The 23,316-nt window shown below is 71.0% G+C and carries 19 protein-coding genes; 9 read left to right on the top strand and 10 right to left on the bottom strand.

Annotation, left to right across the window (positions count from 1 at the left end):
* The first annotated feature begins 97 nt into the window (after positions 1–97).
* Entirely contained in the window at positions 98–1,828 is a 1,731-nt protein-coding gene (locus tag ACTWP9_RS30425; RefSeq protein WP_443249532.1) for an FAD-dependent oxidoreductase, read from the top strand.
* A gap of 208 nt (positions 1,829–2,036) precedes the next feature.
* Positions 2,037–2,930, top strand: coding sequence for an LLM class flavin-dependent oxidoreductase (locus tag ACTWP9_RS30420; protein ID WP_443249531.1), 894 nt, complete (start codon positions 2,037–2,039; stop codon positions 2,928–2,930).
* Between the two features lie 38 nt (positions 2,931–2,968).
* Here ACTWP9_RS30420 and ACTWP9_RS30415 read toward each other — a convergent pair whose 3' ends face one another.
* The 3 genes from ACTWP9_RS30415 to ACTWP9_RS30405 form a co-directional block, all read right to left on the bottom strand.
* Complete coding sequence (locus ACTWP9_RS30415; protein WP_443249530.1) at positions 2,969–4,138, bottom strand: hypothetical protein; 1,170 nt, start codon at positions 4,136–4,138, stop codon at positions 2,969–2,971.
* Between the two features lie 275 nt (positions 4,139–4,413).
* Entirely contained in the window at positions 4,414–5,382 is a 969-nt protein-coding gene (locus ACTWP9_RS30410; RefSeq protein ID WP_443249529.1) for a MerR family transcriptional regulator, read from the bottom strand.
* Positions 5,383–5,505: 123 nt separating this feature from the next.
* Positions 5,506–7,317, bottom strand: coding sequence for an SDR family oxidoreductase (locus tag ACTWP9_RS30405; protein ID WP_443249528.1), 1,812 nt, complete (start codon positions 7,315–7,317; stop codon positions 5,506–5,508).
* A gap of 451 nt (positions 7,318–7,768) precedes the next feature.
* Between ACTWP9_RS30405 and ACTWP9_RS30400 the strand changes: the two genes are divergently transcribed.
* The 6 genes from ACTWP9_RS30400 (at position 7,769) to ACTWP9_RS30375 (ending at position 13,451) form a co-directional block, all read left to right on the top strand.
* The gene (locus ACTWP9_RS30400) at positions 7,769–8,743 is read left to right on the top strand and encodes an ABC transporter ATP-binding protein (protein WP_443249594.1); all 975 of its coding nucleotides are present in this window, start codon (positions 7,769–7,771) and stop codon (positions 8,741–8,743) included.
* Complete coding sequence (locus ACTWP9_RS30395; protein ID WP_443249527.1) at positions 8,733–9,752, top strand: ABC transporter permease subunit; 1,020 nt, start codon at positions 8,733–8,735, stop codon at positions 9,750–9,752. The genes ACTWP9_RS30400 and ACTWP9_RS30395 overlap by 11 nt, the downstream gene beginning before the upstream one ends.
* Entirely contained in the window at positions 9,749–10,699 is a 951-nt protein-coding gene (locus tag ACTWP9_RS30390; RefSeq protein ID WP_443249526.1) for an ABC transporter ATP-binding protein, read from the top strand. Before ACTWP9_RS30395 ends, ACTWP9_RS30390 begins: the two co-directional genes overlap by 4 nt.
* Before the next feature lie 22 nt (positions 10,700–10,721).
* The gene (locus ACTWP9_RS30385) at positions 10,722–11,444 is read left to right on the top strand and encodes an ABC transporter permease subunit (protein WP_443249525.1); all 723 of its coding nucleotides are present in this window, start codon (positions 10,722–10,724) and stop codon (positions 11,442–11,444) included.
* A 370-nt stretch (positions 11,445–11,814) separates the two neighbouring features.
* Complete coding sequence (locus ACTWP9_RS30380) at positions 11,815–12,165, top strand: YciI family protein (protein WP_443249524.1); 351 nt, start codon at positions 11,815–11,817, stop codon at positions 12,163–12,165.
* A complete protein-coding gene (locus ACTWP9_RS30375; protein ID WP_443249523.1) occupies positions 12,162–13,451 on the top strand; it encodes an RNA polymerase sigma factor in 1,290 nt (429 codons plus the stop codon). Before ACTWP9_RS30380 ends, ACTWP9_RS30375 begins: the two co-directional genes overlap by 4 nt.
* Before the next feature lie 92 nt (positions 13,452–13,543).
* Here the strand turns inward: ACTWP9_RS30375 and ACTWP9_RS30370 are convergent, their stop codons facing one another.
* From ACTWP9_RS30370 to ACTWP9_RS30360, 3 genes are all read right to left on the bottom strand, one after another.
* The gene (locus ACTWP9_RS30370) at positions 13,544–14,335 is read right to left on the bottom strand and encodes a hypothetical protein (RefSeq protein ID WP_443249522.1); all 792 of its coding nucleotides are present in this window, start codon (positions 14,333–14,335) and stop codon (positions 13,544–13,546) included.
* A gap of 349 nt (positions 14,336–14,684) precedes the next feature.
* Positions 14,685–16,082, bottom strand: coding sequence for an FAD-binding oxidoreductase (locus ACTWP9_RS30365; RefSeq protein ID WP_443249521.1), 1,398 nt, complete (start codon positions 16,080–16,082; stop codon positions 14,685–14,687).
* Positions 16,083–16,198: 116 nt separating this feature from the next.
* Positions 16,199–16,822 (bottom strand): TIGR03086 family metal-binding protein, encoded by a 624-nt coding sequence (locus tag ACTWP9_RS30360; protein WP_443249520.1) that lies wholly within the window; start codon positions 16,820–16,822, stop codon positions 16,199–16,201.
* Positions 16,823–16,938: 116 nt separating this feature from the next.
* Here ACTWP9_RS30360 and ACTWP9_RS30355 point away from each other — a divergent pair, with 116 nt between their 5' ends.
* On the top strand, positions 16,939–18,000 hold the full coding sequence (locus ACTWP9_RS30355) for a helix-turn-helix transcriptional regulator (RefSeq protein WP_443249519.1): 1,062 nt from the start codon (positions 16,939–16,941) through the stop codon (positions 17,998–18,000).
* A 254-nt stretch (positions 18,001–18,254) separates the two neighbouring features.
* Here the strand turns inward: ACTWP9_RS30355 and ACTWP9_RS30350 are convergent, their stop codons facing one another.
* The 4 genes from ACTWP9_RS30350 to efeB all read right to left on the bottom strand — a co-directional run bounded on the left by ACTWP9_RS30350 (position 18,255) and on the right by efeB (position 23,304).
* Entirely contained in the window at positions 18,255–19,088 is an 834-nt protein-coding gene (locus tag ACTWP9_RS30350) for an HAD family hydrolase (protein ID WP_443249518.1), read from the bottom strand.
* Positions 19,085–20,362, bottom strand: coding sequence for a serine--tRNA ligase (gene serS, locus ACTWP9_RS30345; protein ID WP_443249517.1), 1,278 nt, complete (start codon positions 20,360–20,362; stop codon positions 19,085–19,087). The genes ACTWP9_RS30350 and serS overlap by 4 nt, the downstream gene beginning before the upstream one ends.
* Positions 20,363–20,940: 578 nt before the next feature.
* Entirely contained in the window at positions 20,941–21,870 is a 930-nt protein-coding gene (pheA, locus tag ACTWP9_RS30340; RefSeq protein ID WP_443249516.1) for a prephenate dehydratase, read from the bottom strand.
* Positions 21,871–21,912: 42 nt separating this feature from the next.
* A complete protein-coding gene (gene efeB, locus ACTWP9_RS30335) occupies positions 21,913–23,304 on the bottom strand; it encodes an iron uptake transporter deferrochelatase/peroxidase subunit (RefSeq protein WP_443249515.1) in 1,392 nt (463 codons plus the stop codon).
* Between the last annotated feature and the right edge of the window lie 12 nt (positions 23,305–23,316).

Genomic DNA, 23,316 nt, shown 5'->3' with positions numbered 1-23,316 from the left:
CCGCGCTGCATGGGCGATGCCTTCGGCGCACGCTGGACCGAGGGCCGGCCGACGGAAGGGCACCTTCATGGTGGAACGGGTGGAACCGGTGGGATCGGTGGAATCGCGGACTGCGGATGTTGCCGATGTCGCCGAGGTTGCCGATGTCGTCGTGGTCGGTAACGGCGTCATGGGGCTGTCGGTGGCCCTGGAGATCGCCCGGCAGAGCCCGGATTCGCGGGTGAGCGTCGTCGGACCTCCGCAGCGGCCGATGTCGGCGACGTACGCGGCCGGGGCGATGCTCAACTGCTTCGGTGAGGTCACCCGCTACACCTCCCGGCATCCGGCGACCCGGGCCCGCTTCGCACTGGCCCGCGAGGCGTTGGACGCCTGGCCCGGCTGGATCGAGATGCTCGCCGAACTGGCCGGTCCTCCCGCGGGCCCGGCCCTGCGCGCCTCGCACCTCCCCGGCACCTTCGTTCTGCTCAGCGGCCGGTCAGGAGCGGTGGCAGCCGACAACTTCGAGGCCATGCGGGCCGCCGCGGAGCAGCATGGTGAACCGCACGAGCTGGTCGATGCCCGGGATGTCGAGGGCCTGGCGCCACGCAGCGACGCCCGTCCGCTGCGGGTGCTGCATCTGCGCCGGGAAGGCTCGGTGGACGCCCGCGCCGTACTGGCCGCACTGGAAGCGGCAACAGCCCGGCTGGGCGTGCGGCATGTCGCGGGGAGCGTGCGGTCGCTGCTGACGGGGGGTGGGGTCGCGGTTGGGGCGGACGGTGGGGGTGGCGTACGTGGTGTGGGTGTGAGCGGCGTACGTGGTGGTGGCGCGAGTGGTGCGGGCGGCGAGGGTGGTGCGGGCTGCGAGGGTGGCGTACGTGGTGCGAGCGGCGTGGGCGGCGTACGTGGTGTGTGCGGCGTACAGCTCGACGACGGCAGCACGCTGGCGGCGGACACCGTGGTGCTCGCGGCGGGCGCGGCCAGCACCGCCCTGGCCGAGCCGGTGCTGCCGCCGGGTGCCGTGCCGCCCATGCTGTCAGGCACCGGGGTCTCCCTGCTGGTGACCCGCACGGCGGCGAGCGGTCCGGGGGCCCGTCATGTGCTGCGGACCCCCAACCGCGCCGCGACCTGCGGGCTGCACGTCGTACCGATGACGGAGCCCGGCGATCAGTACATCGGGGCCACCAACCTGATCACGACCCAGCCCGTCACCGGCGCGGAGCTCGGCTCCACACACGCCCTGATGCGGCAGGTGTGTGAGCAGGTCGACCACGACCTCGCCTTCGCCCGCGTCCAGCGCTGGATGGCCGGGGCCCGGCCCATCCCGGTGGACTGTTTCCCGCTGCTCGGCCGCTGCTCGGTGCCGGGTCTGATCTTCGCCACGGGTACGTACCGCGACGGTTTCCACTGTTCGCCGGCGCTGGCCCCGCGGCTGGCCTCGATGGCGCTCGGCGCCTCGGACGGCGACCCGCGCCTGGCCGCCTTCGTTCCAGAGCGGCTGCCCATCGCGCTGATGTCCCCGCACGATGCCGTCACGGACACGGTCAACCATGCTCTGGACACCATGGGGGAGCAGGGCGTCCAACTGCCGTTCTGGGTCGACAGCACGCCACTGGACGAATGGGTACGCCTCCGTACCGAGCGGCTGTACGAGGAGCTGGGTGCCTCCGTCACCCTCGCACCGGAGATCATCTATCCCCAGTTCCTCGCCCCCAAGTCCACCGACGACCCCGACCCGGTGGACCGCCTACGCACCTACCTCCGCGCCGCGCACGCCCACCACGGCGCCCCCACCCCGGCCCCGGCCGCCCCTTCCGACGCCACACCGTCCGCGGACAGCCTGGTTCGTTGAGTGAGGGCTGTTGATCTGTGGGTGCGGCGGTGTGCCGGTGCGGCGGTGTGTGCCGGTGTATTGGATGCGCTGGGCGCCGTGCCGTGTATTGGGCCCGCTGTGGTCATGGGTTGGGCGCGCCATAGCGGTGAGTGTGGGGCGGTGTGTGGCGGGGTGATGCGGTGCGGGGGCCGGGCGGGTCCGGTGACGGTGCGCTTAAGCTCGGGGTATGCGTCTGAGTACCGTGATCCTCCCCGTCCGCCGCTGGTCCGAGGGCGGACGGGAGATGTGGCGACGGGCCGAAGAGCTGGGCTTTCACGCCGCGTACACCTACGACCATCTCTCCTGGCGGGTACCGTTCCGCGACGGCCCCTGGTTCGGTGCCGTGCCGACCCTCACCGCCGCCGCTGCCGCCACCTCCCGGCTGCGGCTCGGCACCATGGTCACCTCGCCGAACTTCCGGCACCCCGTACCGCTCGCCAAGGAACTGATCACTCTCGACGACATCAGCGATGGCCGCGTCACCCTGGGTATCGGCGCTGGCGGCTCCGGATTCGATGCGACGGCCCTGGGCGAGCACCCGTGGACCCGCCGGGAGCGCGCCGACCGCTTCGCCGAGTTCGTCCCGCTGCTCGACCGGCTGCTCACCGAGGACGAGGTGACGGTCGAGGGCACCTATTACGCCGCCCACGAGGCGCGCGGTCTGCCGGGCTGCGTGCAGCGCCCCCGGCTGCCGTTCACCGTCGCCGCGACCGGCCCGCGCGGGCTGCGGCTGGCCGCCCGCCATGGGCAGTCATGGCTGACGACGGGCGACCCGGCAGCCAACGAGACCGGCACTCCCGCCGACTCGCTGGCCGCCCTCGCCCGTCAGACCGAGGCCCTGGAAAAGGCGTGCGCCGACACCGGCCGCGCCCCGCACACCCTCGGCCGCACCCTGCTGACCGGCTTCACCCCGGACCGCCCCCTGGAGTCGCTCGACGCCTTCGTGGACTTCGCCGGTCGCCTCGCCACCCTCGGCTTCGACGAACTCGCCCTCCACTGGCCCCTCCCCGGCACCCGCTTCGAAGCAGACACATCGGTCTTCGAGCGCGTGGCCACAGAGGCCCCCGCCCAACTGGGCTGACCCGGCTGGAAGCCCGCCGACGGGACGGTCCGGGAGCCCTAGCCGTAGCGCTCGATCCGGAACCGGACCTCGGCCGCCGGCACATTGCGGGTGTGGCCGACCGACCATGCCCCGCCCTGGGCACGGGTGCTGCGGGTGCTGGTTCCCGTGCCGGTGCCGGTGCCGGTGCCGGTGCTGGTGCCCGTGCCCATGCCGGCGCCCGTGCTGGTGCCGGCACCCGGGCCCGTGCGGGTGCCGGTGCGGGTACCGGTGCCGGGAATGCTTGCGACATCCCGCACGTACGCATCGACGCCGTCGGCCGCGCCTCGCTCCCCGGCCCACTCCGCACCGGTCCAACGGAGATAGTGCGCGGAGCTGTCGTCCCAGAAGTCCCACCCGCCGATCAGCCCGGGCCCGCCACCCACGCCACCCGTTCCCGTACCGCCCCCGGTGATGGCGTTCAGCGAGCCGATCTTGAACGGCAGTGTGTCACCGGTGACGTGTGTCCACTCCGTACCGTCGAAGTGGGCCAGCACCACGGACGGCGGCTTGCCCGGCGGTCCGCCGACCCCGAACGCCGCGCCCACCGCCCACAGATCGTCCGGCGCTGTGGGCAGTAGATCGTTGACGCCGAGCCGGATACCGGTGAGCGGCGGCAGCACCGTCCAGGAGCCGCGCGAAGCCGCGCCCTCGTCCCAGCGCGCCAGATCCCAGCCGACCGTGTGCACGCCTCCGGAGGGCGAGACCCGCACCCGCCACGGGGCGTTCGGCGAGGTCGCACCCGGAATGGGCGGCGTCCACGTCCACTTGCTGCCGTCGAAGCACAGCAACTTCGGCCGCCCCTCGTGCTGGCCCGTGACCCACGCCCTGCCGTCGCCGTCGGCAGCCACCCAGGTCAGAACGGTGGCCGGATCGCCGTCGCCCGGATACCGCACCTGCCGCCAGGTGCTGCCGTCCCAGCGCAGCAGGCGGTCGGCGCCGTCCCGGTCTTCCCCCACTGCCCAGGCCGCGCCCGACGACGTTCCGCTCACCGCACGCAGAGAGCCGTTGAGCCCCAGGTGCCTCACGTCCGTGTGCGACCACGCCGCGCCGTCCCACCGCAGCGCCAACGGACTGCCGCCCGCGCCCTGTTCCGGTACCCCCTGCTCGCCCACCGCCCAGGCCAGCTCCGCGCTCGCGGCGGAGACCGACAGCAACCGGGACGCCGGCGCAGCAGCGGGCGCCGGCATCAGCCGCCAGCCCGGCTGCGCGGCTGCTGCCCTGGTGACCGCCCGCGCAGAGGTCCCCGCGCCCGGGCGGACGAGCCTGGATGCCGCCGCAGCCGTACCGCCGGATTGCGCGGCAAGTCCCGCTAAGCCCGTGACAGCGGCACCCGCCAGAAAGACACGTCTTCGCATGATCTGCTCCCCTCTATGGCACTTCGACCCCCCACACGCTGGCCCCCTCACCCACAACTGACAAGGCCGGAACCCGAACGATTACGTGCTAACGACCGGGGTTCGCGTCACCCCCGTTCCGCTGTCATACGGTCCATTGCGCGGGCCCCTACCTCCCGTTCTGCCGCTGCGGCGATGAAGTCCGGCACGCGGGCCTCGCCGACCAACTCGCGTACTGCCTCGACCGTTTCGGCAGGCAATCGGACTGGTTCGATCCGGCCCGTGCCGCCCCGAGCGGCGGAGGCCGGGGCGGCGGCGGCCGAGCGCAGGTGGTCGCGGAGGTTGCGGGCCGCGAACTTGTGCATGGCTCGGGCCAGTTCGGCCTCCACGGTCTGCTGCGCCAGCGGGCGGAGCCTGCGCACCAGGTCTGCTGCCTCGGAGGCGTCCACATCGGAGAGATGGGCGCCCAGATAGCGGACGAAGACGTGCTCGTTGGTGAAGTCCAGGAAGCGGGCGGCTATGTGCTCCACCTGGCCCCGCAGCTCGCGCAGTTGCTCGGTGATGGCCAGCAGCGGCACCCCCGCCTTGTGCAGCTCCGCCGCCACCGACAGCTCCTGCGGGCTGGGCACCCGGAACTCGTCCTCCCGCCCCGGCAGCGGCTCCAGCACGCCCAGGGCCACCGCCTCGGAGACGGCCGCCTCGTCGTACTCGCCGCCGAACAGCTCGTCCAGCTCGGCCCGCGAGATGCGGCCCGACTCCTCGTCCGTCCACGGCCCGTCCACCTCCGCGACCAGGCCCAGCACCCCGCCCAGGCCACGACCCTCGTCCCATGCCTGGAGCAGCTCCTTTATCGACGCCAGCGTGTAGCCGCGCTCCAGCAGGTCGGCGATCTGCCGCAGCCGCGCCAGGTGCGAGTCGTCGTACACGTTGGCCCGCCCCCGCCGTTCCGGTTTCGGCAGCAGGCCCTTGTCCTGGTACGCGCGGATGGTGCGCACCGTCGCACCGCTGCGGTGCGCGAGATCTTCGATGCGGTACTCCGGCTCGGACGGCGAAGCCGACGCCGGGACGGGGCTCGTGGACCGGGAGGACGGAGGCATGGTTGTGGTCTCCTCAGATACAGCTGACACGGATGACACAACGGGTGACACAGCTGGCACGGCGGTGCCCGGCGAGGGTCTCCCGCCGCTGGTCACCTCGGCCTGGGACGGGTGGCTGAAGGTCTACATGGGTGGCCGGACACGGGCGATGCCGCGCAGGGCCCGCGGGGCGAAGCGGGACATCAGCCGTGCCCCGCGGGCTTCGGGCGTCACCGGCACCACGGCCTGGTTCCGGACGACGGCCCGCAGGATGGCCTCCGCAACCTTCTCGGGCGGGTAGTTCCGTATCCCGTACAGCCGGGATGTCCGGCGCCTGAGGCGCTCCTGCTCCGCCTCTTCCACCCCGGCGAACCGCGCGGTGCCGGCGATGTTGGTATTGACGAAGCCGGGGCAGACCGCCGTCACGCCGATGCCCTGGCCCGCCAACTCTGCGCGCAGGCACTCGCTGAGCATCAGCACAGCGGCCTTGGAGGTGCTGTACGCGGGCAGGGCCCGGGAGGGCTGATACGCGGCGGCCGAAGCGGTGTTGACGATGTGCCCGCCCTGGCCGCGCTCGACCATCTGCCGTCCGAAGAGGCGGCAGCCGTGGATGACTCCCCACAGATTGACGTCCAGCGTGCGCCGCCAGTCCTCGGTGCTGGTGTCCAGGAAGGAGCCCGCCATGCCGATGCCCGCGTTGTTGACCAGCACGTCGACCGTGCCGTACTCGGCGGCCACCTTCTCGGCCAACTTCTCCATCGCCTGCTCGTCCGCGACGTCGACCGTCTCCGCCCACGCCTGTGGTGCGCCCGCCAGCCGGGCCATGTCCGCGGTACGGGCGGCGCTCTCCGCGTCCCGGTCGACGACGACCACCCGGGCTCCGGCCTCGGCGAACGAGAAGGCCGTCGCTCTGCCGATGCCGCTGCCTGCGCCGGTCACCAGCACCAGTTGGCCTGCGAAGCGGTCCGCGTGTCTGCCGGTGGCGGCGGGCTCCCGGGCCGGCATCCCCGGCTCGCTCCCGGTGACGAACTCGGTGATCCAGGCGGCCAGTTGGTCGGGCCTGGTGCGCGGCACCCAGTGCTTGGCCGGGAGGGTGCGGCGGGTGAGCCGGGGTGCCCACAACTCCAGCTCGTCGTAGAGGCGCTCGCTCAGGAAGGCGTCCCCGGTCGGAGTGATGAGCTGGACCGGCACATGGGCGTAGCAGTCGGTGCGGGGACGGCGCAGCCGGGCGCGGACGTTGTCCCGGTAGAGCCAGGCGCCGTGCGCCGCGTCGTCGGGCAGGGACGCGGTCGGATAGCCGCCGCCGGGCACCTTCTCGGTCAGCTCCAGGAGGCGGGGCCAGCGCTTGCCCAGCGGTCCCCGCCACGCCAGCTCGGGCAACACCGGGGTATGCAGCGCGTACACATACCAGGACTTGGCCCCCTGGCCGAGGAGTTGGGCTGCACGGCGCGGGGTCGGCCGGGACATCCGCTTCTTGATCCAGTGGCCGAAGTGGTCCAGCGAGGGTCCGGAGATCGAGGTGAAGGAGGCGATCATGCCTTCCGTACGACGCACCGTCGCGAACTCCCAGCCCTGCACCGAGCCCCAGTCATGCCCCACCAGGTGCACCGGCTCATGAGGGCTGACCGCCTCGACGACCGCCAGGAAGTCGTCGGTGAGCTTCTCCAGGGTGAAACCGCCACGCAGCGGCTTGGGCGCCGTCGACCTGCCGCAGCCCCGTACGTCGTACAACACCACATGGAAGCGGTCCTTGAGGCGGTGCGCCACCTCGGCCCAGACCTCCTTGCTGTCCGGATAGCCGTGCAGCAGCATGACCGTCGGCCGCGTGGTGTCGCCCAGCTCGGCGACACACAGCTCGATCCCCCCGGTGGCGACCCGGCGCTCCCGCGCGCCCTCCAGCAAACCGCGCTCCGCCGAGTGCCCGCCCGGTGCGGCGCCGTTCGCCTTTCCGCTCATACCGCCTGTCATACCGACTGTGCCTCCTCCTGCCAGCGCCGCACATGCGGCAGATCGTCGCCGCGCGCATGTCCAGCCTTCCGTCCGTGGTGATCCTCGATCTTGGTCGTCGGTGCCGTTGGCGTCGTCGTCGCGTCACTGTCGCCGCCGCATCGCTGACATCGCCGCATCGCGCGTCGGCGGGTTCCGATACCCGTGCGGTCCGTCGCCGTGCCGTTCCGGTACGTGAGCAACTTGACACTGATGAATGTGACATCGGTCCGTGGCGGGGTCAAGGGGCCTGTCAAGCCTGTGGATAACTCCGGAAACGATCTTCGGGGTCGGTCCCCTACGGGGCTCTCAGACCTGAGAGGGAGGGGCCCAAGCACCTGAGAGGTACGGAACCGGTGCGGAAACCGACGCCGCGTCTGACGCGGACGCGACGATTCGCTCCTAGCGTCGAAGCGTGACTGTGATCGCGATCGAAAGCCTCAGCAAGCGGTTCCCGCGGGTGACCGCACTGGACCGGCTGACCGTCGGCATAGAGCCGGGCGTCACCGGTCTGGTGGGCGCCAACGGGGCCGGAAAGTCCACTCTCATCAAGATCCTGCTCGGGCTGTCCCCCGCCACTGAAGGCACCGCCTCCGTGCTCGACATGGACGTGGCCACCCAGGGCGGCGCGATCCGGGAGCGGGTGGGGTACATGCCCGAGCACGACTGTCTGCCCCCGGACGTGTCCGCCACCGAGTTCGTCGTCCACATGGCGCGAATGTCGGGGCTGCCCGCCACGGCAGCCCGGGAGCGCACCGCCGACACCCTGCGGCACGTCGGCCTGTACGAGGAGCGCTACCGCCCCATGGGCGGCTACTCGACGGGCATGAAGCAGCGGGTCAAGCTCGCACAGGCCCTGGTGCACGATCCGCGGCTCGTCCTCCTCGACGAGCCGACCAACGGACTCGATCCGGTCGGCCGCGACGAGATGCTCGGCCTGATCCGCCGCGTACACACCGACTTCGGCATCTCCGTGCTGGTCACCTCGCACCTGCTGGGCGAGTTGGAACGCACCAGCGACCACATCGTCGTCATCGACGGCGGCAAGCTGCTGCGCTCCTCCTCCACCGCGGACTTCACGCAGCGCACCGCTGTGCTGGCCGTCGAGGTCACCGACACCGACGAGCATCCCGACGGCACCGCGGCCCTGCGTACCGCCCTCCGGAAGGCGGGCCTGAACCCGCACGAGCCCGCGCCCGACAGCGCCCTGGCACCCGGCGCCGGGCACCTGGTCACCCTCGACATCGGCGGCGAGTCCTCAGGCGCCGACGAATCGGTCTTCGACACCGTGCGGGACACCGCGGCGGACCTCGGCCTGGGCCTGGTCCGCATGGAAGAGCGCAGGCACCAGATCTCCGAGGTCTTCACGGAAAGGAGCGCCGGCGATGTCGCCTGACCGCACCACAGGGAACCCCGCCACAGGGAACCCCGCCACAGGTCACCCCGCCACAGGTCACCCCGCCACAGGGAACCCCACCGCCGCGCAGCCCACCGCCCCCGCGCACGGCGGGGCGGCCACCGCCGAACGTCGCGGCCAGGACGTCATCCACAACATCGGCTACCGCGGCTATGAGGGCCCCCGGCTGGGCCGCTCCTATGCGCGGCGCGCCCTGTTCACCCAGTCGCTGCGCGGCTCTTACGGGCTGGGCCGCTCGGCCAAGTCCAAGGTCCTGCCGATGCTGCTGTTCGCCGCGGTGTGCGTACCGGCCGCCATCCTGGTGGCAGTCGCGGCCCTCACCAAGGCCAAGGAGCTGGAGGCCGGTTACGCGGAGTACGTGCTGCTGATGCAGCCCCTGCTGGGCATCTACCTGGCCGCCGCCGCACCGCAGGCCATCTCCATGGACCTGCGCTTCAAGACGACGCCGCTGTACTTTTCGCGCCCCATGGAGCGCAGCGATTACGTGGCCGCCAAATACGCGGCCCTCTCGGCAGCGCTTTTCCTGTTCACGGCAGTACCCGTACTGATCATGTATGTCGGCGCCCTGCTGGTGAAGCTCGACTTCTCCGGCCAGACCAAGGGAGCCGCCCAAGGGCTCGTTTTCTGCGCACTGTTCGCCCTGCTGCACGCCGCCATTGCAGCCTGGATCGCCGCGCTCACTCCGCGCCGCGGCTTCGGCATCGCGGCGATCATCGTGGCGATCACGGTGCCGTACTTCCTGATCACCGCGCTTCAGGGCATCGCCCTCACCTCCGACAACGGCAGCGCCGTCGGCTGGCTCGGGCTGGGCTCGCCCGGCACGCTGCTGGACGGTATCCAGAGCAGGTTCCTCGACGGCCGTTCCGGCTTCCCGGACGCGCAGACCCTCACCGGCGCCCAAGGCGCCGTCTACCTCGTCGTCTTCGTGGCGCTGGTCGCCTGCTTCTACGCCCTCCTGCTGCGCCGCTACCGAAAGGCTGGACTGTGACAACGATCCACATCGACCGCGTCTCCCGCTGGTTCGGAAACGTCGTCGCGGTCAACGACATCACCATGGACATCGGCCCCGGTGTCACCGGCCTCCTCGGCCCCAACGGCGCCGGCAAGTCCACACTCATCCATATGATGGGCGGCTTTCTGGCGCCCTCCAACGGCAGCGTCACCCTGGAGCCCTCCCCCGGCCCCGACGGCAGGACGGCGACCGCAGCGCCGATCTGGCGCAACGAGGACTCCTACCGCCACATCGGCCTGGTGCCCGAGCGCGAGGGGATGTACGACTTCCTCACGGGCCATGAGTTCGTACTGGCCAACGCCGAACTGCACGGCCTGCCCGACCCGCGCGCGGCGGCCGCCGAGGCGCTGGCGACGGTCGAGATGGAGTATGCACAGGACCGCCGTATCTCCACCTACTCCAAGGGCATGCGACAGCGGGTGAAAATGGCCTCCGCACTGGTGCACCAGCCCTCGGTGCTGCTGCTGGACGAGCCGTTCAACGGGATGGACCCGCGCCAGCGCATGCACCTGATGGAACTGCTGCGCAGGATGGGCGACGAGGGCCGCACCGTGCTGTTCTCCTCGCACATACTGGAGGAGGTCGAACAGCTCGCCTCCCATATCGAGGTCATCGTCGCCGGGCGGCACGCCGCCAGCGGCGACTTCCGCAAGATCCGCCGCCTGATGACCGACCGTCCGCACCGCTATCTGGTGCGCTCCAGCGACGACCGGCGGCTGGCGGCGGCGCTCATCGCGGACGCCTCCACAGCGGGCATCGAGGTGGACAAGGCCGAGGACGCGCTGCGCATCCAGGCCGTCGACTTCACCCGCTTCACCACGCTGCTGCCCCGCGTCGCGCGGGAGCACGGTATCCGGCTCTACACCGTCTCGCCCTCCGACGAGTCCCTGGAGAGCGTCTTCTCGTACCTCGTCGCGGCCTGAGCGGCGGAAAGGAGCTGACCAGATGTACAACCCGACGGTCGCGCGGCTCACCTATCGCGCACTCCTCGGTCGCCGCCGCGCGCTCATCCTGTGTGCGCTCCCGGCACTGCTGCTCGTCGTGGCCGCCGCCGTACGCGCCATGAACGGCGCCGACGACGCGGTCACCAGCCAACTGCTGGGCGGATTCGCGCTCGCCACACTGGTGCCGCTGATCGGCGTGATCGCCGGAACGGGCGCCATCGGACCGGAGATCGACGACGGCTCGGTCGTCTATCTGCTCTCCAAGCCGGTGTCACGGACCTCCGTCATCGTCACCAAACTGCTCGTCGCCACCGGTACGACCGCCGTCTTCTCGGCCGTACCGGTACTCGTCGCGGGCTTCATCCTGAACGGCAACAGCCAGCAGATCGCCGTCGCCTACGCGCTTGCCGCAGCGGTCGCCTCCGTCGCCTACAGCGCGCTGTTCCTGCTGCTGGGGACGGTCAGCAGGCACGCTGTCGTCATCGGCCTGGTGTACGCGTTGATCTGGGAGGCGCTCATCGGCAGTCTGGTGCCGGGTGCCAAGACGCTCAGCGTGCAGCAGTGGGCTCTCGCACTCGCCGAGAAGGTTGCGGGCAGCGGCGCGGACGTCACCTCTTCGGTGGGACTTCCGGCGGCACTGGTGCTCATCGTGGTCGTCACCGTAGGCGGCACCCTTTTCGCCGGGCAGAAGCTGCGCACGCTGACGCTGGCGGGGGAGGAGTAAAGCTGGCTCGGGGGCGAGGAGGGGTGCAAAAAGGCGGGTGGGAGCGAGGCGTTCGCTCCCACCCGCCGGACGTTCCGCCAGTGCGCCGTACCAGCGATCCTGCGGTCCCTGCCCGCGCCCAGGCCCAGCAGCGTCGCCCACACCCATGCGCCGGCCACCGGCGCGACCAGCAGCCCGACGCGACCAGCAGCCCGGCGAGCCTCGCAGGCGAGCAGTGCACGGGTCCGAGGACTCGCCTTGGACGAATTTTTCAGAGACGTTGTCGATCCGGCCGCAGCCCGTTCGTCGTCATGGTGTGCGGCGCTTCGCTGCACGTGGAGACGACAGGATCCGGGAACCGACAGACCCGGGAACCGACAGGAGTTCAGCTGTGAAGTACATGCTTCTGATCAACGCCGGTGCGATCGACGCCGACGGCGGGGCCGCCGAGTGCGACGTGCAGGAGTGGACGGCTTACGACAAGGAGGTGCGGGACGCGGGCATCTTGGTCTCGGGGGAGTCGCTGGCAGACCTGGTGACCGCCACCACGATCCGGGTCGCCCCGAACGGCGAGCGGACGGTCGTCGACGGGCCGTTCGCGGAGACCCGCGAGGTGCTCGGCGGTTTCTACGTCATCGACGTGCCGGACCTGGACGCCGCGCTGGACTGGGCGGCCCGCTGCCCGGGGGCGCGCGGCAGCGGTTCGGTCGTGGTGCGGCCGGTCGCCGACTTCGGAGCGTGAACGCGGTGCACGAGCAGGCACCCGGTACCGGCAGCGCTGTGGAGTCGGTGTTCCGCGAGGAACACGGCCGGCTGCTGGCCTCTCTCGTGCGCCGTTTCGGCGACCTGGACCTGGCCGAGGAGGTCGCCTCCGACGCGATCGAGGCGGCGCTGGTGCACTGGCCGGCACAGGGGGTCCCGGCCCGGCCCGGCGCCTGGCTGCTGACCACAGCCCGCCGCAAGGCCGTCGACAGGCTGCGCCGGGACCACACCTACGCCGCCCGGCTCGCCGTCCTGCAGGTGGAAGCGGACCGGGCCGCTTCCACCCCGCCCGCGGACGCCGCAGCCGCCCTTCCCGACGAACGGCTGCAGCTGTTCTTCACCTGCACCCACCCGGCACTGCCCGCCGAGGCCCGCGGCGCCCTGATGCTGCGCTGTCTGGCCGGGCTGACGACGGCAGAGGTCGCACGGGCCTATCTCGTCCCCACTGCGACGATGGCGCAGCGGGTCGTACGGGCGAAGAAGAAGATCCGTGAGGCCCGGATCCCCTTCCGGACGCCCGGGGCCGACGAACTGCCCGAGCGCCTGCCGGGGGTGCTGCAGGTCCTGTACTCGGTCTTCACGGAGGGATACGCGGCCAGCTCCGGTCCCGACCTCCAGCGGCCCGATCTCGCCGAGGAAGCCATCCGGCTGGCGCGGATCCTGCGCCGGCTGCTGCCCACCGACCGGGAGGTCACCGGGCTGCTGGCCCTGATGCTGCTGGTCCATGCGCGGCGCGGGGCCCGCACCGGGCCGGACGGGAGACTCGTCCTGCTCGAAGACCAGGACCGGAGCCGCTGGGACCACCCCCTGATCGAAGAAGGGCTCGCCCTGGTGCCCGCCGCACTGACCGGCGGCCCGCCCGGCCCGTACGGAGTGCAGGCCGCCATTGCTGCCCTGCACGACGAGGCGGCGGACCTCGCGACCACCGACTGGCCGCAGATCGTCGCGCTCTACGACGTGTTGCTCACGCTCGCCCCGTCCCCTGTCGTCGCACTGAACCGGGCGGCGGCCGTGGCCATGCGTGACGGCCCGGAAGCGAGCCTGGCCCTGCTCGACGAACTGGCCGACGAGGAGCGGCTCCGCGGCTACCTTCCCTACCACGTAGCCCGCGCAGACCTGCTGCAGAGGCTCGACCGGCCCGCCGAGGCCGCAGCGGCCTACCGCCAGGCACTCGGACTGGCCGGCAACGAAGCCGAACAGGCGCACCTGCGGCACAGGCTCAGCACGGTCGAGCTGCTGCCGCCGGACGGCACAGCGGGCCCATGACGGTCCGGCGCATGCAACAGGATCGGCCGGACGGTGCCCCCGGCGCGTTGTGACGAGCCGGGAGCACCCCTCAGTTCACGAGGCGGCTGCCCTCAGGACTCCGTGCCCGACGGCGGAGAAGCCGGCTCGGCGCCCACGGCACGTACGACGCCGCGCAGCTCCCGCCGCATGGCACGCATCTCCTCACCCATGTCGGCGAGCCGCTGACTCATCGCGCACACGACCTGTTCGGTGCGCTCCGTGCGGCGTTCGGTCTGGGCCAGCCGGTCGTCCATGCGCTCGACCCGCGCGGAAAGCTGGCCGATGACCGGACCCAGCTCCTGCAGTACGGCGCCGAGTTCGGCACCGGCCGCCTCCAGATTGCCGACCCTGCGGTCGAGCGACCCGTAACCGACGGCCAGCGTGCTGACCGTCTGCCGCAGCTCCTCGGTCGACTGCCGCATCGCCTCGACCCCGGGGTGCGTACGGGCGCTCCCCTCGACGTCGAGGAGGTACGTACGGACCCGCTGGGCGACCACGCTGTCACGCAGCAGCAGCGCCACATTGAGGACGGCACGGCGGCTGAAGACGGTGAGTGCACTACGACGTTGTGGATAACCGCTCTCCGGCCCGGATGAGACCGGCATCGTGTCGGCCTGATATTCGCGCAGGTCAGCACCCCGGAGGACGGTCATTCCGTTGCTGATGAGCTCTTCGCGGTGTCGCTCGGTCAGCTTTTCCACAGTATTCACGGGCACTTCGAAGTAGTTGGCCACATCCCGCGTGGTGGCCTGTGCACGGCCTGTGGAAAACGCCAACGCCTTCACTTTGTCGAGGACTTCGACCCTGTGTGCCATGCCGGAGCGCGCGCTGCGCGACTCCAGCAGGACGGAATCGGTGTACATGGGAGACCCTCCTGGGTTCTCGTTCCGGACATGTCTGAGAAACCCCGATCACCTGGGGGTCGACAGGTGTCCGTATCCAGGAACCAGGAGCGGAGATCAGCTCATGTCTTCCCACGTACCGCACTACCGGCAAGAGCCCTTCGGTACCCGCCCCGCGTCCTGCGCGGGCCGGCTCTCAACCGGCTACCACTGCTTCACACACTCTCGTCGCCGCGCTCTCCAGTCGTCTCCGCGCAAGGGGTACAACGATTCGACAGTCGTACGGTTACGCGATTCGGGGGACGAGGGAGCGCTCTCTTTCTCCCTCGTCCCCTGCTGCTCCGTACGACCCGGCGGCAGCCCGGTCGGTTCAACCGCGCCCGGTGCCCCGCAGGTTGAACCGGAACAGCCCCTGCGGATCGCACTCCGCCTTCAGCCGCTCCAGTCGACCGTCGAGTTCGGGCCCGTAGGCCGCCTGTGCGACATGGCGGTCCTGCGGCCCGTAGAGGAAGTTGGCGCTCCGTCCGAGCGCCTGGTCACTCACCGGGTCCAGCACCCGCTCGTGCAGGGCGCGCACCACGTCCTCGCCCGGGTCCGACACCGGGGAGAGCACATAGAGCAGATATTCCGCGTCCCGGTGCGCCACCGCGTTCGGCACGGAGGGCGGACGGGAGAAGGCACCGCCCAGATGGCGCACGCTCAGCACACACATCGCCTCGGCGGACGGTCCGGCAGCCGCCAGTACGGACCGCCGTGTGCTGTCGTCCAGTCCGCCGGCGCCCAGCAGTACGTTGGCGCTGCGGTACGAGTGCGGCGTGTCCGGCTCGCTGAAGACCGCTGCGCACTCGGCGTACGGCATCTCCCGCAGTTCGTCCACCAGGAGCGAGCCGATGCCGCGCAGCGGCTCGACCAGCCGCTCGCCCTCGTCACGCGACCCGGTGAACGCGATGTGCACCTGAGCCAGATAGCGGCCCCGCAGAGGTGCAGGAACGGCGGGTATGTCGGGCATGGGCAGCAGCGTCACGGCAGAGGTCAGCTCGTCGGGGACCGATTCGGTCCACTTCTGCCAGATCCGCAGCACCTCTTCCGCGACCTGGCCACCGTCGAAGACGAGCCTGCCGCCGAAAATGCGCTCCACCGGGACGAGTTCGAGCTCCATCCCGGTCACCACACCGAAACCGCCGCCGCCCCCGCGCAGCCCCCAGAACAGCTCTGGGTCGCTGTGTGCTGTCACCTCGCGCAGTTGCGCGTCCGCCGTGACGACATCGATCCGCCGCACCCGGTCCGCCGCGTAGCCGAACTCCCGCCCCAGCAGCCCGACTCCGCCACCCAGCGCGTACGAGACGACGCCGACCCCCGGAGCCGAACCGTTGACAGGCGCCAGTCCGTGCCGTGCCGCCTCCGCAACCAGATCACGCGCCCGGACGCCCGCCTCGATCCACGCGGTGCGCGCCGACACGTCGATCCGGATGCCCGTCATATGGCGCGTACTCACCAGCACGCCCTCACGGGCCGCCGCACCCAGACCGTGCCCGGTCGCCTGCACGGCCAGCGGCAGCGCGTGCCGCTGCGCGTGGTCGACCGCCGTCCGGACGTCCTCCGGCGTGTGCGCGGCGACGATCACGTCCGGGCGGTGCGGATTCCCGGTCTGGAAACCGGCGCGCTCCTGGTCGTATCCCTCGTCCCCAGGTACGAGCACACTGCCGCGCACCGCGTCGCGCAGCGCGTCCAGTGCCTCCGTCCGCATCCCGTCCGTCCTCCCCGCCATGCTGCTCTCTCCTGTCGCTGGTCCGGACTGTCGCTGGTCCGGACTGTCGCTGTCCGGACTGCCGCTGCCCGGGACTGTCGGTTGTCCGGACTGCCGCTCGGTCTGTCTCTTACGGCTTACTGCTGCGCCGGGCTGCCCGGTGAGCGCCACTCCGGGTCCCGGCCCAGCCAGGCGGCGAGCCGGGTAGTGGTGTCGGCGCCCTCCGGGACCTGCTGCACCTCGCCGAACGGCAGGTGCTCGCGGCCCTTGGCGGGCAACGCCAGCTGTGCGGAGCTCAGCGCGAACCGGGCCACTTCCTCGTCCAGCTCGCCGGTCCAGCCGATGGACCGGGCCAGGTCCCAGGTGTGGCCGACGGTCTCCATCACACAACCCGACAGCGCGATCCGGCCCGGCATCTGCCCCCAGGGCACCGTCACGACAGCGTCCATGACCTCGTCGCTGTCCCAGGCGCTGAGCATGCGCTTGCAGCCGTCCTCGTAGAGCTCCGGCCACTGTTCGGCGGGAACGTCGGCCGTCCATTCGGGAACGTCGGGGCCCTTCCCCTCGCTGCCCTCGGGGACGGTCGCGATCCGGCGGGCCGCGCTGACGAGGTGGCCCAGCAGGTCGCGTACGTCGTACTCGGAACACGGCGTCGGCCCGTCCAACTGCTCGGGCCGGACGGCGGCGACCAGCGTCGCCAGCTGGGCGGTGGCGCGGGCGTACAGGGGACGGGGGTCGGGGATCTCAGGGGTGCTGTTCACAGTCCGCTCCTCAATGTGGTGCCACTGGCTTCTGCGGAGCCGGTGGCTTCGACGTGAGGAGAGTCTGCCGCGAAAACTTGACACAACCCGTCAAGTTTTTGCGGCACTGTTGGGAGGTGAAATCCGACCGGCTGCTGGCCATCCTGTTGCTCCTCCAGACGCGCGGCCGTGTACCCGCCGACGAGCTGGCGGCGGAGCTCGAGGTCTCCGCACGGACCATCTACCGGGACGTGGAGGCGCTGTCGGCCGCCGGGGTGCCCGTGTACGCGGAGCGTGGGCGGCACGGCGGCATCACGCTGCTGCCCGGCTACCGCACCGATGTGACCGGCCTGACCGGTGACGAGGCCCGTGCCCTGTTCGTACTGACCGCACAGGGCGTGCATTCCGCGCTCGGTCTCGACAGTGCGCTGGTTTCGGCCCTGCGCAAGGTGATGGCTGCGCTCCCCGCACCGCACCGTCCGGCAGCCGAACTGACCAGCCGCCGCATCCTGGTCGACCCCGACCGCTGGCTGCCCGGTCCCCGCCGCGCGGTCGAACTGGACGCGCTGCACACGGCGGTCTTCGCCGACCGCAGGCTACGCCTGCGCTACCGGCACAGCGGCGACCGCCAACTGCGCACCTACACCGTCGATCCGTACGGTCTCGTCAGCAAGGCGGGAGTCTGGTACCTGGTCGCCGACCGGCAGCGCTCCCCCGCCCTCTTCCGCGCGGACCGGATCGCTTCAGCGACCGTGCTGGAGGAGCCGGTGCGGCGACGTGACGAGGTCGAACTCGCGGACGTCTGGCAGACGCTGCGCCGCCGCGTCGAGGAGCGGCCCAGGGACGTGCACGTGACCGTACGGGTGCACTGCTCCCGGCTCGGCATGTTCACCCGGATCGTCGGCCCCCTCCTGACCGAGGCCCCGGGTGGGGACACAGCGGACCAGGACGAGGGCGACTGGGTCACTGTCCGCCTTGCCTTCTCCTTCCTTCCCGGCGTCAGCGTGCTCCTCCAGTTCGGCCACTGGGTGGAGGTGCTCGATCCCCCCGAGGCCATCGACGAACTGCTGCACCGGCTCCACGAGGTGACCGCGCTGTACGACGCACAGCGCGGTGCCGCCCCCTCCCCCCGTGCCCCTGGCGACACAGCACCGGCCACCTGCGCCGGCGAACCGTCGTCCTACGAAGCCGAGGAGTGAACCGCGTGCCGCGTGTCCGGTGCGTGCCCGCCTCCATCCGCGTGCCCGTCACCGGGCGCCTGCTCGGTCGCCGCGCGCCCCCGTACGAACAGCAGGACAGCGACCCCGGCCGCCGGCGCCGTCACCCCGCAGATCACGAAGATCGGTCCAGCCCCGGTCGCCCGGCTGTCAGGAGTGCGGGACTTCGAGACGTACCCGAGGTCCGCAGCCTGAAGGGGCCCGGGCCGTTCCTGGGCGGGCCGCACTGACCGCCGTCAGCCGACCAGCTTCTCCAGCACCAGCGCGATGCCGTCCTCGTCGTTGGAGGCGGTCACCTCGTCCGCGACGGCCAGCAGCTCCTCGTGGGCGTTCTCCATGGCGACGCCCCGTCCGGCCCAGGCGAACATGGGGATGTCGTTGGGCATATCGCCGAACGCGATGGTCTCGGCAGCGCGGACCTTGAGCCGACGGGCGGCCAGGGCGAGCCCCTTGGCCTTGGACAGGCCCAGTGGCAGCAGCTCCACGATGCCCTTACCGGCCATCACCACACCGACCAGCTCGCCGACGGCTGCCCGTGCGGCCTTCGCCAGCTCGTCGTCGTCGAGCTGCGAGTGCTGGATGTAGATCTTGTTCAGCGGCTGCCGCCAGATGGTCTCGCGGTCGTCGAACGGGATGTAGGGCAGCGGCCCGTCGTGGACGCGGTAGCCGGGCCCCGCCAGCACCTCGCCGTCCAGCCCGTCGCGGGAGGCGGCCACCGCGACCGTGCCGACCTCCTTCTCCAACTGCGCGAGGGCCTGTTCGGCGACCCGCCTGTCGAGCGTGACGGAGGTCAGCAGCCGGCCGGAGCCCGCGTCGTAGACCTGGGCGCCCTGTGCGCACACCGCCAGCCCGCGGTGGCCGAGGTTCGCCAGTATCTGCTTCGTCCACGGCACAGCCCGGCCGGTGACGACGATGTGCGCAGCACCCCGCGCGGTGGCGGCGTCCAGCGCGGCACGGGTGCGCTCCGAGACGGTGTCGTCGGAGCGCAGCAGCGTGCCGTCGAGGTCGGTGGCGATCAGCCGGTACGGGAACGCGTCCGGGTCGGCGGAGGCGGCGGGCGGCGCGCTCACTTGGCGACCGGCTCCAGCGCCTCACGGCCGCCCAGATACGGCCGCAGCACCGGCGGCACCCACACCGAGCCGTCCTCCTGCTGGTGGTTCTCCAACAGCGCCACGATCGTGCGCGGTACGGCGCACAGCGTCCCGTTCAGCGTCGCCAGCGGTTTGACGTTCTTGCCGTCCCGCATCCGGATGGAGAGGCGACGCGACTGGAACTCGGTGCAGTCCGAAGTGGAGGTCAGCTCGCGGTACTTGCCCTGGGTGGGGATCCACGCCTCGCAGTCGAACTTGCGGGCCGCCGAGGAGCCCAGATCACCGGTGGCCACATCGATCACCTGGAACGGCAGCTCCAGGGAGGACAGCCACTGCTTCTCCCACTGGAGCAGCCTGCGGTGCTCCTCCTGGGAGTCCTCCGGTGCGACGTAGGAGAACATCTCCACCTTGTCGAACTGGTGGACGCGGAAGATGCCCCGGGTGTCCTTGCCGTACGAGCCCGCCTCGCGCCGGAAGCAGGGCGAGAAGGCGGCGTAGCGCATCGGCAGCCGATCGGCCTCGATGATCTCGTCCATGTGGTACCCCGCCAGCGGCACCTCGGAGGTGCCGACGAGGTACAGGTCGTCCTTGTCCAGGTGGTAGACGTCCTGCGCGGCCTGGCCGAGGAAGCCGGTGCCCTCCATGGCCTGCGGCTTGACCAGCGCGGGCGTCAGCATCGGCGTCAAACCGGCCTCGGTCGCCTGGGCGACCGCCGCGTTGACCAGGGCGAGCTCAAGCAGCGCCCCGACGCCGGTGAGGAAGTAGAACCGCGAACCCGAGACCTTGGCGCCGCGCTCGACGTCGATGGCACCGAGCTTCTGGCCCAGCTCCAGGTGGTCCTTGGGCTCGAAGCCCTCGGCCGCGAAGTCGCGGGGCGTGCCGAGGGTCTCCAGGACGGTGAAGTCCTCCTCGCCGCCGACGGGGACGTCCGGGTGCACCAGGTTGCTGAGTTGGCGCAGCAGCCGCTGGGTCTCCGCCGCGGCCTCGTCCTTCTCCGCGTCGGCGGCCTTCACCGCGCTCGCCAGCTCACCGGTGCGGCGCAGCAGCTCCGCCTTCTCCTCGCCCTCGGCCTTGGGGATGAGCTTGCCGAGTTGCTTCTGCTCGGAGCGGAGTTCGTCGAAGCGGACGCTGGAGGACCTGCGCCGCTCGTCGGCGGAGAGCACCGCGTCGACGAGGCCGACGTCCTCTCCACGGGCACGCTGGGAAGCGCGCGCACGGTCGGGGTCCTCACGGAGCAGGCGAAGGTCAATCACCCCGCCAGACTACCGGTGGCCTCGGACGCCGCTCGATTCGATATCTATTTGCCATGTTTTGTCCGAATTAGGTGTTTTGCCACCCTCGGAAAAATACTGTTCTCGGGGTTTCTCGCTCTTCCGGTTTTACGGCTTTCCGGTCTTTCGGCAGCACCGGGCGGAGTCTGTCCGCTCTGCCGGGAGCCGGTGGACTGGGCGCACTCGTGGGGGAGTTGAACAGGGCGTGAGCAGGGATCCGGCAGCACTTATCCACAGCTGCGCCGGGCGCCGGGGAAGTTTTCCACAGGCGAAGAAGTGCTGCTGTGGAAATGAGGGAGTTCCGTTCCGGCAACTGTTCGGCCCGCGTGGAATTCCCGGGGTAAACCAGAAATACCCACTCAATCGAGGGGGATTAGCTCACTCCAAAGAGTTGATCAGCGGAATTGTGGTGACGGGGTGGGAGCTGGGGACTGTGGAGGGAGATGTGGTCTGCATGCCGCTTTGTCGACTGAGTCCGTTTTCTCTGTCGACTTGTGCACAGGTCGGCACCCGCCCCTGTGGATAACTTCGGAGAGGGTGTGTACGACACCCCGCCGGGGTCAGTCCCGCCCGTCCAGACAGCGCGACAGCCAGTCCGCCGACGCCACGAAGTCCTCGTCCGCCGTGCCGGAGCGCAGCGTCGGCGGCTGCTCGTCGGCGCGCGGGTACGAGCCCAGGAAGCGCACCGCACGGCAGGAGCGCTTCAGCCCCATCAGCACGTCACCCACCCTGCGCTCCTGCACATGACCCTCGCAGTCCACCGAGAAGCTGTACTGCCCGATGCCCTCACCCGTGGGCCGCGACTCGATCCGCATCATGTTGACGCCGCGCGAGGCGTACTCGTGCAGCACCTCCAGCAGCGCACCCGGCTGGTCCCCGCGCAGCCAGAAGACCACCGAGGTCTTGTCCGCGCCCGTCGGAGCAGCCGGCCGCCCCGGCTGCCCCAGCAGCACGAAGCGCGTCGTGGCGTTCTCCGCGTCGTGGATACCGGTGACCAGCGGCTCCAGGCCGTAGGTCGCGGCGGCGAACTCACCCGCGAAGGCCGCGTCGTAGCGGCCCTCCTGCACCAGCCGGGCACCGTCCGCGTTGGAGGCCGCCGACTCCCACAGCGCGTCCGGCAGATGCGCGGCCAGCCAGTTGCGCACCTGCGGCTGTGCGACCGGATGCCCGGTGACCGTCTTGACCTCTTCCAGCGCTGTGCCCGGGCGCACCAGCAGCGCGAAGGTGATGGGCAGCAGCACCTCGCGGTAGATCATCAGCCTGCGGCCGCCGGCCAGCTCGTCCAGGGTGGCCGTGACGCCGCCCTCCACCGAGTTCTCGATCGGTACGAACGCCGCCTGCGCCTCCCCGTTCCGTACGGCGTCCAGGGCCGCCGGGACCGACACCATCGGGGTGAGCTGACGGGTGGCGGCTTCGGGCAGGGTGTGCAGCGCGGCTTCGGTGAAGGTGCCCTCGGGGCCGAGGTACGTATAGCGGCTTGCAGGTGACATGCCGCCACGGTAGTCGGGCGGGGAGCCCACCGGGTGCCGGTCTCAGCCTTCGAGCAGCCGCTGGCCCACGTACTCGCCCTTCCGGGGACCGCCCGGTACGGCGAACAGCCCGCTCGCCTCGTGCCGCAGAAAGCGGGAGAGCGCGTCCCCCCGGTCGAGCTTGCGCTGGACGGGTACGAAGCCGCGCAGCGGGTCGGCCTGCCAGGCCAGGAAGAGCAGCCCCGCGTCCGGCGCACCGTCGTCCCGGAAGCCGTCGTGGAAGGAGAACGGGCGGCGCAGCATCGCAGCTCCCCCGTTGGTCTCCGGGGCCGTGACCCGGATATGTGCATCCCCGGCGATCAGCGGCAGCCCGTCCGAGCCGCGCTTGTCCAGATCCGGCTCGGTGTGCTCATGGCCGCCGGTCAGCGGCGCGCCGTCCGACTTCCGCCGCCCTATCACCTTCTCCTGCTCGTCCAGTGAGCGCTTGTCCCAGTCGTCCAGCAGCATCCGGATGCGCCGCTGCACCACGTAAGAGCCGCCGGCCATCCAGGAGGGCTCACCCGAGGACGGCACGAACACCTTCGCGGCGAAGTCCTTCTCCCGAGGCTTGGGATTGTTGGTGCCGTCGACCTGGCCCATCAGATTGCGCACCGTGCGGGGACGGTCGGTGGCGCCAGGGGAACGGTTGAAGCCGGACATCTGCCAGCGCACCCGAGCGGTGCCCGCCGCCTCGCGCTGGAGGGCGCGCAGCGCGTGGAAGGCCACCAGCGCGTCGTCGGCACCGATCTGCACCCACAGGTCGCCGTCCGAGCGCTTCTTGTCCAGCGCGTCCGCCGAGAAGTCCGGCAGCGGCGCCAGCTGGGTCGGCAGCCGGTCCTTGAGGCCGGTACGGGTGAAGAACGTACGGCCGAACCCGAACGTGACCGTCAGCGAGGACGGACCGGCGTCCAGCGCGATCCCGGTGTCCCGCTCCCCGTCCCTGGGCCGCTCGCCCGCCATCATCCGCCGGGCGGCCTCGGACCAGCGGCGCAGCAGTGCCGCGGCCTGTTTCCGGCCGGCGTCCGGGACGAGGTCGAAGGCGAGCAGATGACCGTGCGCCTGTGCGGGCGTGACGATCCCCGCCTGGTGGGTGCCGTGGAACGGCACGGTGGAGGAGCCCAGCGTTTCCAGCGCCGTGGGTGGCTCCTCCTGGGCCGCCGAGTGCGCCCAGGCGCCCCCCGCACCGCCCAGCGCCAGCCCGGCAGCGCCTGCCGCCGAGGCGGTGCCCAGCAGCCGGCGGCGGGACAGCTGTGCGGCCACTTCCGGGCGCGCCTGCCCCTGGACCTGGCCCCGGGTGTCGGAGGAGCGGTCGTCGGCGCCGTCACCCGGGGTGCTCTGCGGGGCATTGCTCCGCTGGGCCTTGGTCTTCCGCGTGCTCCGCGGGTGGTGCGAGTTCTGTGCGTTCTGCTTGCTCATATGCGTCGTCGC

The sequence above is a fragment of the Streptomyces sp. 3N207 genome (assembly GCF_052246355.1).
Lineage (GTDB): Bacteria > Actinomycetota > Actinomycetes > Streptomycetales > Streptomycetaceae > Streptomyces.
The sequence above is the reverse complement of the archived record's forward strand: the minus strand, read 5'-3'. Positions and strand labels throughout refer to the sequence as shown.

Bases quoted from the DNA above. Each gene is read 5' to 3' on its own strand.
- ACTWP9_RS30420 (WP_443249531.1), top strand. From the start codon at position 2,037: ATGCGTCTGAGTACCGTGATCCTCCCCGTCCGCCGCTGGTCCGAGGGC.
- ACTWP9_RS30415 (WP_443249530.1), bottom strand. From the start codon at position 4,138: ATGCCGGCGCCCGCTGCTGCGCCGGCGTCCCGGTTGCTGTCGGTCTCC.
- ACTWP9_RS30410 (WP_443249529.1), bottom strand. From the start codon at position 5,382: ATGCCTCCGTCCTCCCGGTCCACGAGCCCCGTCCCGGCGTCGGCTTCG.
- ACTWP9_RS30405 (WP_443249528.1), bottom strand. From the start codon at position 7,317: ATGAGCGGAAAGGCGAACGGCGCCGCACCGGGCGGGCACTCGGCGGAG.
- ACTWP9_RS30395 (WP_443249527.1), top strand. From the start codon at position 8,733: ATGTCGCCTGACCGCACCACAGGGAACCCCGCCACAGGGAACCCCGCC.
- ACTWP9_RS30385 (WP_443249525.1), top strand. From the start codon at position 10,722: ATGTACAACCCGACGGTCGCGCGGCTCACCTATCGCGCACTCCTCGGT.
- ACTWP9_RS30370 (WP_443249522.1), bottom strand. From the start codon at position 14,335: ATGTACACCGATTCCGTCCTGCTGGAGTCGCGCAGCGCGCGCTCCGGC.
- ACTWP9_RS30365 (WP_443249521.1), bottom strand. From the start codon at position 16,082: ATGGCGGGGAGGACGGACGGGATGCGGACGGAGGCACTGGACGCGCTG.
- pheA (WP_443249516.1), bottom strand. From the start codon at position 21,870: ATGTCACCTGCAAGCCGCTATACGTACCTCGGCCCCGAGGGCACCTTC.
- efeB (WP_443249515.1), bottom strand. From the start codon at position 23,304: ATGAGCAAGCAGAACGCACAGAACTCGCACCACCCGCGGAGCACGCGG.